Source organism: Streptomyces sp. NPDC090108 (assembly GCF_044747185.1).
Lineage (GTDB): Bacteria > Actinomycetota > Actinomycetes > Streptomycetales > Streptomycetaceae > Streptomyces.
The window spans coordinates 127,610-143,973 of record NZ_JBIVDQ010000007.1 but is presented as its reverse complement, the minus strand read 5'-3'; the positions used below and the strand labels follow the sequence as shown (position 1 = coordinate 143,973).

The following is a 16,364-nucleotide window of genomic DNA, read 5'->3' as shown; positions in this document are numbered from 1 at the left end:
ACCATTGTCAGGGGTATCCGACGTCACTTTGTCCGCACGGTCCCCCTGGTGAGCCGCTTTCACGGCCGGTTTCCCCCGCCGCGGCCGCGCGGCGGAGCCCCTTCCGGTGCCGGGTGCGCCCGAGGCGGGTGCGTCCGGCGGCGGGGCCTGCGACGCCGGTGCGTCCGGGTGCGCCCGGCACCGTCCCGGCCGCAGCCGGGACGCGGAGTCAGGCCCGCGGGTCCGGTACGGCCGCGGCCCGCGCACCGGAATCGGCCCGCGCGCCACCCCCCGCGGTACGCAGCACGCCCGCGAACACGGCGAGCCCGCCGGCCAGCACGGTCACCACGCAGAACGAGACCGTCAGACTGGTCGCCTGCGCCACCCCGCCGATCAGGCCGGGCGCGATCAGACCCGAGGTGTACGTGATGGTCGCCACACCCGCGATCGCGAGACTGGGGTTCGGCCCGGCGTGTCCGGCCGCCGCGAAGCACAGCGGGACGACCACGGCGATGCCCAGCCCCATCAGCGCGAAGCCGGTCATGGCCACCGCCGGATGCCCCGCGACGACGACCAGCACGCCGCCCAGCCCGGCCAGCACCCCGCCGGCCCGCACGGTGCGCACCGCGCCGAAGCGGTTCACCACCGCGTCCCCGGCGATCCTGGCCACGGCCATGGTCAGCATGAACCCGGTCGTCGAGGCCGCCGCGAGCCCGGCCGAGGTATCCAGCCGGTCCCGCAGGAACACCGCCGACCAGTCCAGGCTCGCTCCTTCCGCGAACACCGCGCAGAAGCCGACCGCGCCGATCAGCAGCGCCGAACGGGGCGGCGGCGCGAACCGCGGCGGCGGCTCCTCGTCCTCGGCCGGCTGCACGTCGAGCACCCAGGCACAGGCCACCGTGCCGAGCAGGGTGAGCACGGCGGCGGCGAACGCGAAGTGCGTGCGCGCGTCGGCGCCGAGGTGGGCCGCGAGCGTGCCGCCGGCCGAACCGATCAGCGCGCCCGCGCTCCACATGCCGTGCAGCCCGGACATGATCGACCTGCCGAGCCGCTGCTCGATCTCGACACCGAGCGCGTTCATCGCGACGTCCGCCATGCCGGCGGTCGCGCCGTAGACGAACATCGCCAGGCAGAGCGTGTACAGGTTCGGCGCCAGCGAGGGCAGGACCAGGGACAGCGTCCACAGGGCGAGCAGTCCGCGCAGCGCCGTGCGGCTGCCGAAACGGTGGCTGATCCGGCCCGCCAGCGGCATCGCGCAGGAGGCGCCGAACGCCGTGAAGGCCAGTGCGAACCCCAGCCGGCCGGTGCCGAGCGAGGCGTGCTCCCGGACCCAGGGCACGCGGGTCGCGAAGGAGCCGGTCACGGCCCCGTGCACGGCGAACACGGCCGCCACGGCCCACCGTGCGCGCCTCACCTCGTCCCGCGTGCGGCCCATGTCACCCATGTTCCGGTCCCCTCCCGGGAGTTGCCGTGCTGCCCGTGCCGTACCGGGCGTAAATTATCAGGGACCCTGCCTGATAGAAAGAGGACCTGACGGCCGTCCCCTGCTGGAAGAATCCCGCCATGCCCGCATCACCGAGCACCGCCCGGGCCATCAACGACCGGCTCGCCCTGGGACTGCTGCAACAGGAAGGCCCGCTGACGGCGGGGCGGCTGAAGCAGCTGACCGGGCTGTCCCGGCCGACGGTCGCCGACCTCGTCGAACGGCTCACCGCCTCCGGCCTGATCACGGTGGTCGGGGAGTCCGGCGAACAGCGCCGGGGCCCGAACGCCCGGCTGTACGGCATCGTGGCCGACCGGGCCCGGCTCGCCGCGCTCGACGTACGCACCGAGGGGGTGCTCGTGCTCGTGTCCGACCTGGTCGGACGGGTGCTCGCCGAGGTCTCCGTGCCGGTCGGCGACGACCTCGGCACCGGACCGGCCGTCGAGCGGGCGGTGGCGGCGGTGGAGCGGGCGATGGGAGAGGCGGGCACCGCGCCGGCGCCGCCCGAGGGGGGACAGGGGTGGGGGAGTCTGCACACCGTCGGCATCGGAGCCCCCGGCCTCGTCGACCCGGCCACCGGCGACCTCCGTGACTCCGGCGGCCTGCCCCTGTGGCACCGGCGCCTGGCCGCGGCCCTCCAGGAACGGCTGCCACGGGCCCGGGTCACCGTCGAGAACGAGACCAACCTCGCCGCCGTGGCCGAGCAGCGCGAGGGCGCGGCCCGGGACCGCGACACCTTCGTCCTGCTCTGGCTCGGTCATGGCGTCGGCGCCGCCGTCGTCCTCGACGGCCGGCTGCGCCGCGGGGCCTCCGGGGGCACCGGCGAGATCGGCTTCCTGCCGGTACCGGGGACGGTGTCCCTGCCCTCCGCCACGGACTGCGAGGGCGGATTCCACTCGCTGGCCGGCGCGGCCGCGATCGGATCCCTCGCGCGGAGCTGCGGCCTGCCCGCGCCGGGGACGACGGACGGCCCCGGCGCGGCGGAAGTGGTCGCCGGGGCGGTGACAGCGGTGGGGGCCGCCGCCGCGGCGACCGGAGCGGAACCCGGTGTGGCGATGCGTGCGGACTCCGGTGCGACGAAGGGTGCGGACACCCGCGCGGTGACGGCGACGGGATCCGGTGCGGCGACGGCGGCGACCGCGGCGGGGGCCGGGGAGGGCGCCGCACGCTTCCTCGGTGCCCTCGCCGACCGGATCGCCGTCGGGGCCGCCTCCGTCACCGCGATCCTCGACCCCGGGTGCGTGGTGCTCGGCGGAGAGGTCGGACAGGCCGGGGGAGCGCTCCTCGCCGGTCTCGTCGAGGAGCGGCTGCGCCGGATGTCACCGCTGGTCACCGAGGTGCGGGCGAGCACGCTGGGCGGCACCGCCGTCCTGCGCGGCGCCCTCCTGACGGCCCGCGACCGGGCCCAGGACGAGCTGTTCGCTCCGCCCCCGCGCTGAACGCCCCGGGGCCGATCTGCTCTGCCCGATCTCCGCGGGCCCTGTCTTCCCGGTCACCTCGGTCGCCCTGGTCTTCCCGGTGTTCGCGGCCCCGCGGCGACCGGTCTTCCCGGTGTTCGCAGCCCCGTTACGACCGGTCTCTACGGTCCTCGCGGCCCCGCGACGCCCGGCGAGGCACCCCGGCCCCCGGCCTCACCGGAGAGCCCCCGCCGAACGCCCCGGCGCTCAGCTCCCGAACCGCCGCCCCAGGTAGTCCTCGAAGGTCGCCTTCCCCACCGCCCGTCCGGGCGTCAGGTGGCCGCCCGCGCGGAAGGCGCGGTAGGCCCGGCCGGCCAGGGGGACGTTCACCACGGGCCGGCGCCGGCCCGTGGCCCGGACGTACGCCCCGGCCAGGTCGGCCATGGACCGCACCTCGGGTCCACCCATGTCCGGCAGCCGGCCCGCCGGAGCCCCGAGGGCGGCGCCGGCCAGGCGGTCGGCGACCTCGGCCGCCTCCACCGGCTGGTCGGACACCCCGGCGGGGACCGGGATCAGCGGCGCCTTGGCCAGGCCCTGGAACAGGGTGAGGAGCAGATCGTGGAACTGGGTCGCACGGAGCACGGTCCAGCCGATCCCGGAGTTCTCGACCAGTCGCTCGACCGCCAGCTTGGACCGGTAGTAGCCGAACGGCACCCGGTCGACGCCGACGATCGAGATGTACACGAGGTGTTCCACCCCGGCCCGCCGCGCGGCGGCGATCAGATGTTCCGCGGCCCGCTCGTCGCCGCCCCGCGGACTGCTCGCGCAGTGCACCACCGTCCCGGCGCCGGCGAGGGCCGCGTCCAGGGCGGGTCCGCCCTCCCGCAGGTCGACGGCGTGCGGCCGGGCGCTGCGGCTGAGCACCCGGACCTCGTGGCCGTCCGCCTCCAGCCGCTGGGTGACGAGCCGTCCGAGTGTGCCGGTCCCGCCGGTCACCACGATCGTGGTCATGTTGTCTTCCGTCCCTCCGGATCCGGACGCTCCCGGCCGGAAGCGCCCCTCACCTTCGAGACCGTGCGGACCCCCGGAAACGTGACATCCGGAAACGTGACATCCGGAGACGTGACATCCGGAGACGTGAAATCGGGAGACGTGACACCCGGGAACGTGACATGCCGTCGGGCGGCCGCCGGAGATCGGCGGCCCGGCGGCGGGCAAGGGCCGTCGTCACCGCCACCGGGCCCGTCCGCACCCTAAAGGACTAGACCACTAAGGTCAATTAGTCCGGACCACAATCAATCTCCTTCCCCTGTGCGGGAGTTGGCGCAAGCGGTCGCGCAGCGCAAGCCCGGGGGTGCGGACTGTGAGCCACTCCACACCCGCCGCCTGTATGGCCGGACGGCGGGCGTGGCACACTGACCATGTACCAGAAGCAGCGCACTCCGGGGTCGGTGAAAGTCCGAACCGGCGGTTACAGTCCGCGACCCGGTCGCTTCCAGCGGCCGGTTGACCAGGTGAAATTCCTGGACCGACGGTTAAAGTCCGGATGGGAGGCAGTGCGCGGCGGGCGGGCATGCCTTGTGTGCACGCCGCCGTATTCCGGTCCTGTCCGCACGCGGACGGGTCCCTGCGGCGTCGTCCCCGGTATGCGCCGGCCGTTCGATCTGTCGTCATCGACAGGCCCCGGAGTCCGTGCCCGAATGAGGCAGGAGGACCCGGGAAGTGTTCACCGGAATCGTCGAAGAGCTTGGTGAGATCACCGCCGTCGAGACCCTCGACGACGCCTCCCGTTTCCGGCTCCGCGGCCCCGTGGTGACCGCGGGCGCACAGCATGGCGACTCCATCGCCGTGAACGGCGTCTGTCTCACCGTCGTGGAGCACGAGGGCGACGAATTCACCGCCGACGTCATGGCCGAGACGCTGAAGCGCTCCAGCCTGGGCGCCCTCACCGTCGGCTCCCGCGTCAACCTGGAGCGCCCCACCGCCGTGGGCGCGCGCCTCGGCGGCCACATCGTGCAGGGCCACGTCGACGGCACCGGACTGGTGCTGGAGCGCACGCCCTCCGAGAACTGGGAGATCGTCAAGATCTCGCTGCCCGCGGACCTCTCCCGGTATGTCGTGGACAAGGGCTCCATCACCGTCGACGGCATCAGCCTCACGGTCGTCGAGGCGGGCCCCGACCACTTCACGGTCAGCCTCATCCCGACGACCCTCGCCCTGACCACGCTCGGCCACAAGCAGCCCGGCGACCCGGTCAACCTCGAGGTCGACGTCATCGCCAAGTACGTGGAGCGCCTGCTCGCGGCCGGACAGGGGGACCGACGGTGAACACGCTCAACTCCGAGGCGTTCACCCTGTTCGGCCAGCACATCCTCTGGTCGGACATGACCGGCAACATCTTCGGCCTGGCCGCCCTCGCCCTCGGCTGGCGGCGCTCCCTGTGGACCTGGCCGGTCCAGTTCGTCTCCGGCCTCGTCCTCTTCGCCGCCTTCTACGGCCACCTGACCGGCAGCGCCGGCAAGCAGGCGGTCGTCATGGCCGTCGCCGTCTACGGCTTCTGGCAGTGGAACCGCGGCAGGGGCCAGGGCGCCGACGGCCATATCGCGCCCCGGTTCGCCTCCTGGCGCGAGCGGGCCGCGATGCTCGCCGCCGCCGGCGCCGGCACGGTCGCCGTGGCCCTGCTCTTCCAGGCCTACCCGGCGCTGTCCTGGGACCCCTGGCCCGACGCCTACATCTTCGTCGGCACCATCGTCGCGATGTACGCGCAGGCCAAGGGCATGGTCGAGTTCTGGTTCGCCTGGCTGCTCGTCGACGTCGTCGGCGTGCCCCTCAACTTCGCCAACGGCTACGCCTTCTCCGGCTTCGTCTACGTCATCTACGGCGCACTCGTCCTGTGGGGCATGCGCGACTGGTGGCTGCGCTCCCGCAGGGGCTCGCAGCCCGTCCTGGAAGGAGCCCCGGCATGACCTCGGCACCCCCGCTGTACGGCACCGACGCCACCGTCGCGCCCGACGCCACCGACGACCTCGTCACCTTCCGGCTCGACCCGGTCGAGCAGGCCGTCGCCGACATCGCGGCCGGCCGCCCGATCGTCGTCGTGGACGACGAGGACCGGGAGAACGAGGGCGACCTCGTCATCGCCGCCGAGAAGGCGACCCCCGAGATCGTCGCGTTCATGATGACCGAGTGCCGCGGCCTGATCTGCGCCCCCATGGAGGGCGACGAACTCGACCGGCTCCAGCTGCCGCAGATGGTCGCGGACAACACCGAGTCGATGAAGACCGCGTTCACCGTGACCGTGGACGCCTCCGCGGCCCACGGCGTCACCACCGGCATCTCGGCCTCCGACCGCGCCACCACGCTCCGGCTGCTGGCCACCGGCACCGCCGGACCCGCCGACTTCGTCCGCCCCGGCCACATCTTCCCGCTGCGCGCCAGGCCCGGCGGCGTCCTGGTCCGCAACGGCCACACCGAGGCCGCCGTCGACCTCGCCCGGCTCGCCGGCCTGCGGCCGGCCGGCGCCATCGTGGAGATCGCCGGCGAGGACGGGCGCATGCTGCGCCTGCCCGAGCTGATCCCGTTCGCCCGCAAGCACGGCCTGACGATCATCTCCATCGAGGACCTGATCGCCTACCGCCGCGGCAGCGAGCGCACCGTTGGCCAGGGCGGCGAGCCCACCGTCCGCCAGGGCGGTGAGCCCGCGGTCCGTCACGCCGGCGAGCCCGTCGTCCGCCGCGAGGCCGAGACCCGTCTGCCCACCCGCCACGGCACCTTCACCGCCTACGGCTACCGGTCCGCCGCCGACGGCGTCGAGCATGTCGCCCTCGTCCACGGCGAGATCGGCGACGGCGAGGACGTCCTGGTCCGGGTCCACTCCGAATGCCTCACCGGTGACGTCTTCGGCTCGCTGCGCTGCGACTGCGGCCCCCAGCTCGACGCCTCGCTCGCCCGCATCCAGGACGAGGGCCGCGGTGTCGTCGTCTACCTGCGCGGACACGAGGGCCGCGGCATCGGACTGCTGTCCAAGCTGCGCGCCTACGAACTCCAGGAGCAGGGCCACGACACGCTCGACGCCAACCTGGAGCTCGGCCTGCCCGCCGACGCCCGGGACTACGCCGCCGGCGCGCGGATCCTCGCCGACCTCGGCGTCCGCAGCCTGCGCCTGATGACCAACAACCCCGAGAAGACCGAGGCGCTGCTCCGGCACGGCCTCGGCGTCACCGGCCGCGAACCGATGCCCGTCCAGGCCGGCGAGCACAATCTCCGGTACCTGCGCACCAAGCGGGACCGGATGGGGCACGACCTGCCCTGGCTGGACGCGCCGGCCCCCGCGGCCGCAGGCGGCCCGCGGTAGCCGCGCCCACCAGCGGCGAGAAGTACACGAAAGAACACTTAGGAGAGACGTGAGCGGCAAGGGTGCACCGGAACTGTCCGTACGCAACGCGAGCGACCTCAGGGTCGCCGTCATCGCGGCGCAGTGGCACGAGAAGGTGATGGACGGACTGGTGAACGGCGCCCTGCGCGCCCTGCACGAACTGGGCATCGACGAGCCGACCCTCATCCGGGTCCCCGGCACCTTCGAGCTGCCGGTCGCCGCGAAGGTCCTCGCCGCACGGTACGACGCGGTCGTCGCCCTCGGCGTCGTCATCCGCGGTGGCACCCCCCACTTCGACTACGTCTGCCAGGGCGTCACCAACGGCCTCACCCAGGTCGCCGTCGAGACCGGTGTGCCCGTCGGCTTCGGGGTGCTCACCTGCGACAACGAGGAGCAGGCCCTGGACCGCGCCGGCATCGAGGGCTCCACCGAGGACAAGGGCCACGAGGCGGTGACCGCGGCCGTCGCGACCGCGGCCACGCTGCGCTCGGTCTCCGAACCCTGGCACTGAGGCACCGCCGGAGCGCGTAGGGTTAGGACCACCATGTCCAAGAAGACGTTCGAGGAGCTCTTCACCGAGCTCCAGCACAAGGCAGCCACCGGCGATCCCACCACCTCTCGCACCGCGGAACTGGTCGGCAAGGGTGTCCATGCCATCGGCAAGAAGGTCGTCGAAGAGGCCGCCGAGGTCTGGATGGCCGCCGAGTACGAGGGCAAGGAAGCAGCCGCCGAGGAGATCTCGCAGCTGCTCTACCACGTCCAGGTGATGATGGTTGCCCGGGGAATCTCCCTGGACGACGTCTACGCCCACCTCTGAGCCGCACCCCGGCCGAACCACAACCGCACCGACCCGTCACGACGAAGGAAGCCGACCTCATGCTGCGCATCGCCATCCCCAACAAGGGTTCCCTGTCCGGACCTGCGGGGGAGATGCTGCATGAGGCCGGCTACCGGCAGCGCCGTGAGTCCAAGGAACTGCGGGTCGTGGACCCGGTGAACGAGGTCGAGTTCTTCTACCTCCGCCCCCGCGACATCGCGATCTACGTCTCCTCCGGCCGCCTCGACATCGGCATCACCGGCCGCGACCTGCTGGTCGACTCCGGCGCCGAGACCGAGGAGATCCTCCCGCTCGGCTTCGCCCGCTCCACCTTCCGCTTCGCCGCCAAGCCCGGCACCGCGGACAGCGTCGAGGACCTCAAGGGCAGGACGGTCGCCACCTCCTACGAGGGCATCGTCGCGGGCCACCTCGCCGAGCGCGGCGTGGACGCCGCCGTCGTCCACCTCGACGGCGCGGTCGAGACCGCCATCGAGCTGGGCGTCGCCGAGGTCATCGCCGACGTCGTCGAGACCGGCACCTCGCTGCGCAACGCGGGCCTGGAGGTCTTCGGCGAGCCGATCATGACCTCCGAGGCCGTCGTCATCCGCCGCACCGGCCCGCACACCGACGAGGCCACCGAGCCCAAGGTGCAGCAGTTCCTGCGCCGCCTCCAGGGCGTCCTGGTCGCGCGGACGTACGTGATGATGGACTACGACTGCCGGGTCGAGCAGCTGGAGAAGGCCGTCGCCCTCACCCCCGGCCTGGAGTCCCCGACCGTCTCCCCGCTGCACAACGAGGGCTGGGTCGCCGTCCGCGCCATGGTCCCCACCAAGGAGGCCCAGCGGATCATGGACGACCTGTACGAGATCGGCGCCCGCGCCATCCTCACCACGGCCATCCACGCCTGCCGCCTCTGAGGGACCGAGAACACCGTGTCCGACGCTCCTGCCGGCGTTCCCGCCCTCCCCGTCACCTTCCGGCCGGGTCACACCCGGGCCGTCCTGCTCACCGCCGGTGTCGTGATCTTCCTGGTGCTCACCGCGATCTCGACGCTGCTGGAGGACTTCGGCCCGGGGGACCGGTTCACCTTCGTCCTCACCGGGGCACTGATCTTCTGGGTGCTGGCCCAGCTCGCCCGGGTCCGGGTCGTCGCCGACGAGACCGGTGTCACCGTCGTGAACATCGTCAGCAGGCGGCGGCTGGAGTGGGCCGAGATCGTCCGGGTCAATCTCCGTACCGGCGACCCCTGGGTGTTCCTCGACCTCAGCGACGGCACCAGCCTGCCGGCCCTCGGCATCCAGCCGGGCATCGCACGGCAGCGCGCCATCGCCGACGCACGGGCCCTGCGCACTCTCGTGGAGCAGCGGTCCCACAGGGATCCGGAGCCCCGTCAGGGCTGAGCCGGGACAGCCTCCGGGCCCTCTCGGGGTCCGGTTCGGGGCCGGTTCAGGGTTGTCCACCCTGCCGCACCGACCCCGGTCTTGATTAATCTGGTGGCGGAGGCTTTTTTCGTCACGCCCCCACCCCTGGAGCGCCACGCCCGGCGCACAGGGGTTCCTGCTACCCGAGGAGTGACCCTCTCCGGCGATGGACGGATCGTCCTGTAGTACCTGCGCCGCCCCCTGCCGACATACCGCGGACCCGTTCCGCGGCTGTGCGGAGGCGGCGGCATCATGACCGACCCCCTGCTGCTCCTCGGAGCGGCTCTCCTGCTGATCCTCGCCAACGGATTCTTCGTGGCGGCCGAGTTCGGCCTGGTGACGGTCGAGCGCCCGGACGCCGAGAAGGCGGCGGCCGAGGGCGACAAGCGCGCCCGCACGGTCGTGGAGTCGCTGAAGGAACTCTCCTTCCAGCTCTCCGGCACCCAGCTCGGCATCACCATCACCTCCCTGGTCGTCGGCATGCTCGCCGAACCGGCCCTGGCCGATCTGCTGAGCGGCCCCTTCGCCGCGCTCGGCGTCCCCGGGGGCGCCGTCTCCGGTGTCGCCGTGGTCACCGGCATGCTGCTCGCCTCGGCGATCCAGATGGTGATCGGCGAACTCGTGCCCAAGAACTGGGCGGTCTCCAAGCCGCTCCAGGTCGCACGCGTCGTGGCCGGACCGCAGCACCACTTCTCCCGCCTGTTCCGGCCGGTGATCGCCGCGCTGAACACGGTCGCCAACCGGCTGGTGCGCGCCCTCGGCGTCGAACCCGCCGACGAGCTGGCCTCCGCCCGCACCCCGGGCGAACTCGTCTCCCTGGCCCGCCACTCCGCACAGGCCGGCGCCCTGGAGCAGGACACGGCCGACCTGTTCGTCCGCACCCTGTCCCTCGGCGACCTCACCGCGCAGCACGTGATGACCCCTCGCGTGAAGGTCAGCGCCCTTCAGGCCTCGGCCACCGCCGAGGACGTGGTCAACCTCACCCGCGCCACCGGTCTGTCCCGCTTCCCCGTCTACCGGGAGAAGATCGACGAGATCGTCGGCATGGCCCACCTCAAGGACGCGCTCGCGATCCCGGCGCACGAGCGCCTGCGCACCCCCGTGGGCCGCATCGCCCGCAAGGCGCTGCTCGTGCCCGAGACGCTGCCGGTCCAGCCCCTGCTCACCCGGCTGCGCAGCGAGCAGCCCATCGCGGTCGTCGTCGACGAGTACGGCGGCACGGCGGGCGTGGTCACCCTGGAGGACATCGTCGAGGAGCTCGTCGGCGAGGTCCGCGACGAGCACGACCGCCAGGACATGCCCGAACTGGCCTCCGCCCCGCCCGAGGACGGCAGGCCCGCCTGGGACGTGTCCGGCGGCTGCCGCGTGGACGTCCTGCGGCGCATCGGCCTCGACGCGCCCGAGGGGCCGTACGAGACCGTCGCCGGGCTGGTCGCCGACCTGCTCGGCCGGATCCCGGCCCCCGGCGACCGGGCCGAGCTGCCCGGCTGGCGGCTCTCCGTGCGCCAGGTCGGCCACTACCGCGCCGAACGGGTCCGCCTGGTCCGTACGGCCCCGGCCGCGAGTGCCGTGGAGGCCGTGCGATGAGCGTCCTGCAGTTGTTCCTCGCGGCGCTGCTCGTGCTCGCCAACGGATTCTTCGTCGCCGCCGAGTTCGCGCTGGTCTCGGTCCGCCGCAGCCAGATCGAACCGCTCGGCACGGCGCAGGCCCGCCAGGTGCTGTACGGCCTGCAGCGGCTGCCGCAGATGATGGCCGCCGCGCAGTTCGGCGTCACCGTGTGCTCCCTCACGCTGGGCGCGGTCGCCGAACCGACGGTGGCCCGCCTGCTGGAGCCGCTGTTCGAGACGGCCGGCCTTCCCGAGGGGGTGATCCACCCGCTGGGCTATGCGATCGCCCTGGCCGCGGTGGTCTTCTTCCACCTCGTCATCGGCGAGATGGTGCCGAAGAACCTCGCCATGGCCGCGCCCGAGAAGGCCGCGCTGTGGCTCAGCCCCGGCCTGGTGTACTTCGCCCGGGTCTGCGGACCGGTCACCGTGGTCCTCGGCGCCTGCGCCCAGGGCATCCTGCGGCTCTTCCGGGTGGAGCCCAAGGACGAGGTCGAGGCCGTCGTCACCAGCGAGCAGCTCAACCGTCTGCTGGAGGACTCCGGCCAGGCCGGTCTGCTCGCCCCCGAGGAGCAGGAGCGGCTGGAGGACGCCCTGGAGCTGGGATCCCGCCCGGTCACCGACGTCCTGCTCAAGCGTGAGTCGCTGGTGACGGTGCCTCCGTCGGTGACGCCGGGGGAGATCGTCGAGCTGACGGCCCGCACGGGTTACTCCCGCTTCCCGGTCGCCGCGGAGACGGGACCGTTCATGGGGTTCGTCCACGTCAAGGACGTCCTGGACCTCGAGGACTCCGACCGTGCCGTCCCCCAGCGTTTCTGGCGCCCGATGGCCACGCTCCGCGCGGAGCTGCCGCTGGACGACGCGCTGACCGTCATGCGGCGGGCCGCCACCCATCTGGCCCAGGTCGCCGACCCCTTCGGCAAGGTGCTGGGGCTCGTCGCCCTGGAGGACGTCCTGGAGCTGCTCGTGGGCGAGGTCCGCGACCCCGCCCACCGGGACATCCCCGAGCAGACGGTCACCGGAGCCAGGACGAGCGGAGAGCCCGAGGGCGCGATGGCCGGGTAGCGGCCGCGTGCCGCCGTGGCCGGCGCGAAGGCGCCGGTCACGGCCGGGGCGGCCCGGGGCCCGCGGCCGCTACATGGCCGACGGGTCCTGCGGGCCGCGCCCCGACAGCACCTCGCCGTAGGCCTGCATCAGATCGGGCAGGCGCAGCGTGGCGAGGTCGTCCCGGGACAGCGCGCCCGGATACACCGACAGCCGCAGATCCCGGTACGCGCAGCTCTTCTCGTACAGCGTCCGCAGGAAGCGGCCGTTGCCCAGCTCGTCGATCCACCCCTGGTCGACGACGTGCCCGGCGATGGACCGCAGCTCCTCCAGAGCCTCGTCGTCCCACAGATCCCCGTTCTCGGCGGCGAGCACCCTGCCGATCTCGGTGAGCTCCTGCGGCCGGTAGGACGGGAAGTCCACGCGGGTGGTGAAGCGGGAGGAGAGACCGGGGTTGGCGGCCAGCAGCCGGTCCATGCCCTCGGGATAGCCGGCCAGGATCACCACGAGGTGGTCGCGGTTGTCCTCGGCGCGCTTGAGCAGGACCTGCAGCGCCTCGTCACCGTACGCGTCGCCCTTGCCGTACCCGGAGTTGGACAGCGAGTACGCCTCGTCCACGAACAGCACCCCGCCGATCGCGGAGTCGATCAGCTCGTTGGCCTTCACGGCCGTCTGCCCCAGGTACTCGCCGACCAGGTCGGCCCGCTGGGCCTCCACCAGATGGTCGCCGCCGAGCAGCCCGAGGGCGTAGAAGACCCGGCCGAGGATGCGGGCGACCGTGGTCTTCCCGGTGCCCGACGGTCCGGAGAAGACGAAGTGGCGTTTCGGCGGCTGCACCGGCAGCCCCTGACCGGCCCGCAGCCGCGCCATGTTCAGCTGCGCCGACAGCGCCTTGACCTGGCGCTTGACCGGTTCGAGCCCGACCATCCGCTCCAGTTCCGCGAGCGCCTCCTCCAGCAGCCCCGGGTCGGTGGGTCCCGCCGGCAGCGCCGAGGAGGCCGACGGCATCCCGCTCTTGGTGCGCACCGGCGGACCGGCGGCGGAGGGCAGCGGCCCCGTCGGCAGATCCGGTTCCGGCATCCGCAGGTCGCGGCCCTCGGTGCCGAAGAAGGGATCGAGACAGTCGGGTCCGTCCACGGAGTCCTGGCCGGCGCCGGCCAGCGTGATCGCGGCGAAGTCGGCCGGATCGTCGTAGCCGTCCCCCTCGGCGATCGCGGCGAGCCGTGCCGAGGTGTCCATGAAGGCGGGGTCCGCCCGGTGCACCGCCCGGTACAGGGGGAGCGCCGCGGCGCTGCGTCCGGTGCCCTCGTGCGCCCGCGCCAGCCAGTACCGCAGCTCCTTGCGCTGCGGCTGCTCGCTGCGGCATCTCATCAGCGCCGCCGACAGCAGCGGCTCGGCCTGCCCGAACATCTCCAGCCGCACCCGGGCCATGCCGCCGAAGAGACCGGCCTCGATGCCGAGCAGGGTGTCGTCGACCAGTGGGTCGGTGTGCCGGACCAGCTGGTCCCAGTCCTTGACGAGGTAGGACCGGCAGGCGTGCAGGAAGCGGACCTGCGGGTCGGTGTCGACGGGCGGCAGCCCGGCGAGGGCCCGGTCCAGTTCCGGGACGTGCCTGCCGTCCAGCCAGTGCGAGGCGTGCGCCAGCAGCAGGTCCCGGGGGCTCTCCAGCACCGGCTGCACCCACCAGCCCAGCCAGTACCAGGAGTTCAGGGTCCGGCCGTGCCGGGCGCGCTGCTCCCCGAACCGGTCCCGGTGCCGGAACATCCTGAGCAGCGCCGTCGTCGTGTCCACGCGCAGCGCGTGCAGCCCGAGCCAGGCGTCCGCCATCCCCGGGTCGATCCGCGCCGCGGCGCGGAACTCCTCCTCCGCCTGCGGATAGGCGCCCATCGTGTAGGCGTCCACCCCTCGCAGCCAGGCGAGGTCGGCAGGGGCCTCGGGGCCCTGCGTGCCGAAGTCCATCACGTCCCCCACAGAGCGTGCCCCCGTTGGTTCACCACCGAGCGAGCGCCCGACGGCTGCCGCGGTCGAACCGCTGTGCCGCGGACCGGAGTTGCAGGTGCGCGAGGCAGCAGCTCGTAGGTCGCACCGAGGGCATCGTACCCGCGGTACCACCCCGCGCCGAAGGGTGCCGTACCGGTCGTTCCACGAGGTGGGAGCAGACGGGGCGTACCAGCCCCCGGTGACCGAGGGTAAGCGTACGAGTGCGCGAGGGCGCCATGAAGAGGGGGTGAGGGCAGAACGAAGCCCCCGATCACGGGGGAACAACCGGGGGCTTCGCGTCTGCGGGGCGGCTCCGATAGGCCGCACATTCAGAACGTAAGTCCTGTACGGCCGCCGGGTCAAGCAGAGTTGGGGCACTCGGAGAACTTCGGCCGGGAAGGTCTTCACAAGTTCACCACACCGCGGACGAGCCGTCACGGTGAGTGAGGAAGAGGGAGGGAAACGGGCTCGCGGCGGGTCCCGGCAGCACCTCGTACCCCTCTGGTGTCTGCCGTACCAGGAGATCGGCACGGGGGCGTGAGGGGTCGCCGGCGAAGTGCGCGCACTCGGCCCGGACCCACTCCGCCCAGAACGCGCTCTGTTCCGCGCCGTCCCGCGACCGCCCGCGCGCCCAGGACTCCTCCCTGGGCAGCTCCATCCACAGCAGCCGCGCCAGATGGGGCCGCAGGGCCCGGCGGCCCGCGCCGACCCCCTCGATCACGACCACGGGGGCGGGCGGCAGCGGGCGCGGGGGACCGAAGGCGCGGGCCGTCCAGTCGTACGGGGCGTACCGCGCGGTCTCGCCCCGGCCGAGGGGCCCGATCACCTCGGCCAGCAGCCGGCCGGTCCAGGAGAAGAGCTGTTCGTGCCCGGAGATGTCGTCGAGGTGCAGCACCGGCGCGCCCCCGAGCGCCGCGGCCAGCCTGGCGGCGAACGTGGACTTCCCGGAGCCCGCGTGCCCGTCCACGCCGACCAGCCGGACCGGCCCCAGGGACGGGGGGAGTCCGCGCAGGCGGGCGGCGAGGTCGTGAATGGCGATTCCTGAGGTGTGGTGCGGTGTGGGGGAGTTCTCCGGAAACAGTGTAGTAGCGGCCCATACTGGACGGCTCCGCGGGCACGGGAACGCCGCTCCCCGAACCACTGGCTGACCGCCGGTCAATGGAACCGATAAACATTCGGAATCGGCTGACCGATTTGTGAATCTCGGCGTTCCCGCTGTGCCGACCCCTGAGTAAGGTGCCTCCTGCGCAACTGCGATGCGCCGTAAGGGACGGACAGGAGAACATGGCCGCGGGGTTATTCGAAGGGCACTACGTGTGGCATCCGGCGGCCGACGACCGTGTCCTGGCGAACGTATGCGTCGATGTGCGAGCGGGCCGTTATCGATACGCCTGTGAAGCCCTCGCCGAGACGCGCGCCGACTTCGGCCTGCGCTCCCACCGCTCACTGGTCCTGGCGTCCGAGGCGGCCGGCAGCGATCTGGTCGAGCGCTGGCTGTCCGAGGAGCCGTCGCCCGAGGCCGCGCTGATGTGGGCCCGGGTCGCCGTCCAGCGCGCGATGCGGGCCGCCGACTCGCGCGACGAACGCGCCGAGGCGCTGGAGCGGATCGCGCTGACCGCCTGTGAGCGGGCCGCCGAGCTGGCTCCCGAGGACCCGACGCCCTGGGTCGCCAAGCTGACCATGGCCCGGCTGCACCGGCTGCGCGAGCCCGCGCCGAAGGGGCTGCTCACCGCGCCGCCCGGGCCCTGGCGCCTGTTCGCGCACATCCTCTCCCTCGACCCCTGGAACCGGGAGGGGCACCACCGCTTCCTGTCCTTCTTCTTCACCCGTCACGGCGGCTCGGTCAACGCGGCCTGGGACGTGGCCGCGTTCCTCAGCCAGCGGGCGCCGGCCGACTCCGACCTGCGTCTGCTGCCACTGGTGGCCCTGGTGGAGAGCTACAACCCCACCCAGCTGCTCGCCGACCGCGTCTGGGAACAGCCCCAGTGGCGCGCGGCGGCGCTGGCGATCTACCACAACTGGCTGCCCCAGGTGGCCGGCTACCGCTTCACCCCGGTGCTCGACCTTGCCTACCTCGCGCACGCACTGGTCATGGGCCAGCGCGAGTTCGAGGCCCGGGCGGTCTTCGCGGAGATGGGTCCGTACGCCTCGCGCATGCCCTGGAGTGCCTTCGGCGAGCCCGCCGAGCAGCTCTCCCGGGCCCGGCGCGCCTGCGGACTGGCCGTTCCCGGACCCGCCTGACCCCGCACGTGCTCTGTCCCTCC

At 72.9% G+C, this 16,364-nt stretch carries 15 protein-coding genes and 1 riboswitch; of the genes, 11 read left to right on the top strand and 4 right to left on the bottom strand.

Going from position 1 to position 16,364, the window contains the following annotated elements:
* Nucleotides 1-208 precede the first annotated feature (208 nt).
* Nucleotides 209-1,414, bottom strand: coding sequence for an MFS transporter (locus tag ACIPRD_RS24620; protein WP_401565998.1), 1,206 nt, complete (start codon nt 1,412-1,414; stop codon nt 209-211).
* 128 nt (nt 1,415-1,542) lie between these two features.
* Here ACIPRD_RS24620 and ACIPRD_RS24615 point away from each other — a divergent pair, with 128 nt between their 5' ends.
* A complete protein-coding gene (locus ACIPRD_RS24615) occupies nt 1,543-2,901 on the top strand; it encodes an ROK family transcriptional regulator (RefSeq protein ID WP_401565996.1) in 1,359 nt (452 codons plus the stop codon).
* Nucleotides 2,902-3,126: 225 nt separating this feature from the next.
* Here ACIPRD_RS24615 and ACIPRD_RS24610 read toward each other — a convergent pair whose 3' ends face one another.
* Nucleotides 3,127-3,870, bottom strand: a complete 744-nt coding sequence (locus tag ACIPRD_RS24610; RefSeq protein ID WP_401565993.1) for an SDR family oxidoreductase — start codon at nt 3,868-3,870, stop codon at nt 3,127-3,129.
* A gap of 422 nt (nt 3,871-4,292) precedes the next feature.
* A riboswitch (FMN riboswitch) is annotated at nt 4,293-4,423 on the top strand.
* Between the two features lie 158 nt (nt 4,424-4,581).
* Between ACIPRD_RS24610 and ACIPRD_RS24605 the strand changes: the two genes are divergently transcribed.
* The 9 genes from ACIPRD_RS24605 to ACIPRD_RS24565 all read left to right on the top strand — a co-directional run bounded on the left by ACIPRD_RS24605 (nt 4,582) and on the right by ACIPRD_RS24565 (nt 12,141).
* Complete coding sequence (locus ACIPRD_RS24605) at nt 4,582-5,187, top strand: riboflavin synthase (RefSeq protein WP_356400481.1); 606 nt, start codon at nt 4,582-4,584, stop codon at nt 5,185-5,187.
* Nucleotides 5,184-5,825, top strand: a complete 642-nt coding sequence (locus tag ACIPRD_RS24600) for a nicotinamide mononucleotide transporter family protein (RefSeq protein WP_356400483.1) — start codon at nt 5,184-5,186, stop codon at nt 5,823-5,825. Before ACIPRD_RS24605 ends, ACIPRD_RS24600 begins: the two co-directional genes overlap by 4 nt.
* Nucleotides 5,822-7,213, top strand: coding sequence for a GTP cyclohydrolase II (gene ribA, locus ACIPRD_RS24595; protein WP_401565989.1), 1,392 nt, complete (start codon nt 5,822-5,824; stop codon nt 7,211-7,213). The genes ACIPRD_RS24600 and ribA overlap by 4 nt, the downstream gene beginning before the upstream one ends.
* Nucleotides 7,214-7,262: 49 nt before the next feature.
* On the top strand, nt 7,263-7,745 hold the full coding sequence (gene ribH / locus ACIPRD_RS24590) for a 6,7-dimethyl-8-ribityllumazine synthase (protein WP_401565986.1): 483 nt from the start codon (nt 7,263-7,265) through the stop codon (nt 7,743-7,745).
* Nucleotides 7,746-7,778: 33 nt separating this feature from the next.
* Nucleotides 7,779-8,051, top strand: coding sequence for a phosphoribosyl-ATP diphosphatase (locus ACIPRD_RS24585; protein ID WP_401565984.1), 273 nt, complete (start codon nt 7,779-7,781; stop codon nt 8,049-8,051).
* A 59-nt stretch (nt 8,052-8,110) separates the two neighbouring features.
* On the top strand, nt 8,111-8,968 hold the full coding sequence (gene hisG / locus ACIPRD_RS24580) for an ATP phosphoribosyltransferase (RefSeq protein ID WP_356400489.1): 858 nt from the start codon (nt 8,111-8,113) through the stop codon (nt 8,966-8,968).
* Between the two features lie 15 nt (nt 8,969-8,983).
* Nucleotides 8,984-9,451, top strand: coding sequence for a PH domain-containing protein (locus ACIPRD_RS24575; RefSeq protein WP_356400491.1), 468 nt, complete (start codon nt 8,984-8,986; stop codon nt 9,449-9,451).
* Nucleotides 9,452-9,724: 273 nt separating this feature from the next.
* Complete coding sequence (locus tag ACIPRD_RS24570; RefSeq protein ID WP_356400493.1) at nt 9,725-11,059, top strand: hemolysin family protein; 1,335 nt, start codon at nt 9,725-9,727, stop codon at nt 11,057-11,059.
* Nucleotides 11,056-12,141 carry a hemolysin family protein gene (locus tag ACIPRD_RS24565; RefSeq protein WP_356400495.1) on the top strand — a complete coding sequence of 362 codons (1,086 nt, stop codon included), beginning with the start codon at nt 11,056-11,058 and terminating at the stop codon, nt 12,139-12,141. The genes ACIPRD_RS24570 and ACIPRD_RS24565 overlap by 4 nt, the downstream gene beginning before the upstream one ends.
* 69 nt (nt 12,142-12,210) lie before the next feature.
* Here ACIPRD_RS24565 and ACIPRD_RS24560 read toward each other — a convergent pair whose 3' ends face one another.
* Together ACIPRD_RS24560 and ACIPRD_RS24555 are read right to left on the bottom strand one after the other, a co-directional pair.
* Entirely contained in the window at nt 12,211-14,079 is a 1,869-nt protein-coding gene (locus ACIPRD_RS24560; protein WP_356400497.1) for an AAA family ATPase, read from the bottom strand.
* A 433-nt stretch (nt 14,080-14,512) separates the two neighbouring features.
* The gene (locus ACIPRD_RS24555; protein ID WP_401566456.1) at nt 14,513-15,181 is read right to left on the bottom strand and encodes a uridine kinase; all 669 of its coding nucleotides are present in this window, start codon (nt 15,179-15,181) and stop codon (nt 14,513-14,515) included.
* A gap of 203 nt (nt 15,182-15,384) precedes the next feature.
* Between ACIPRD_RS24555 and ACIPRD_RS24550 the strand changes: the two genes are divergently transcribed.
* On the top strand, nt 15,385-16,341 hold the full coding sequence (locus ACIPRD_RS24550) for a hypothetical protein (protein WP_356400499.1): 957 nt from the start codon (nt 15,385-15,387) through the stop codon (nt 16,339-16,341).
* The last annotated feature ends 23 nt before the right edge of the window (nt 16,342-16,364 follow it).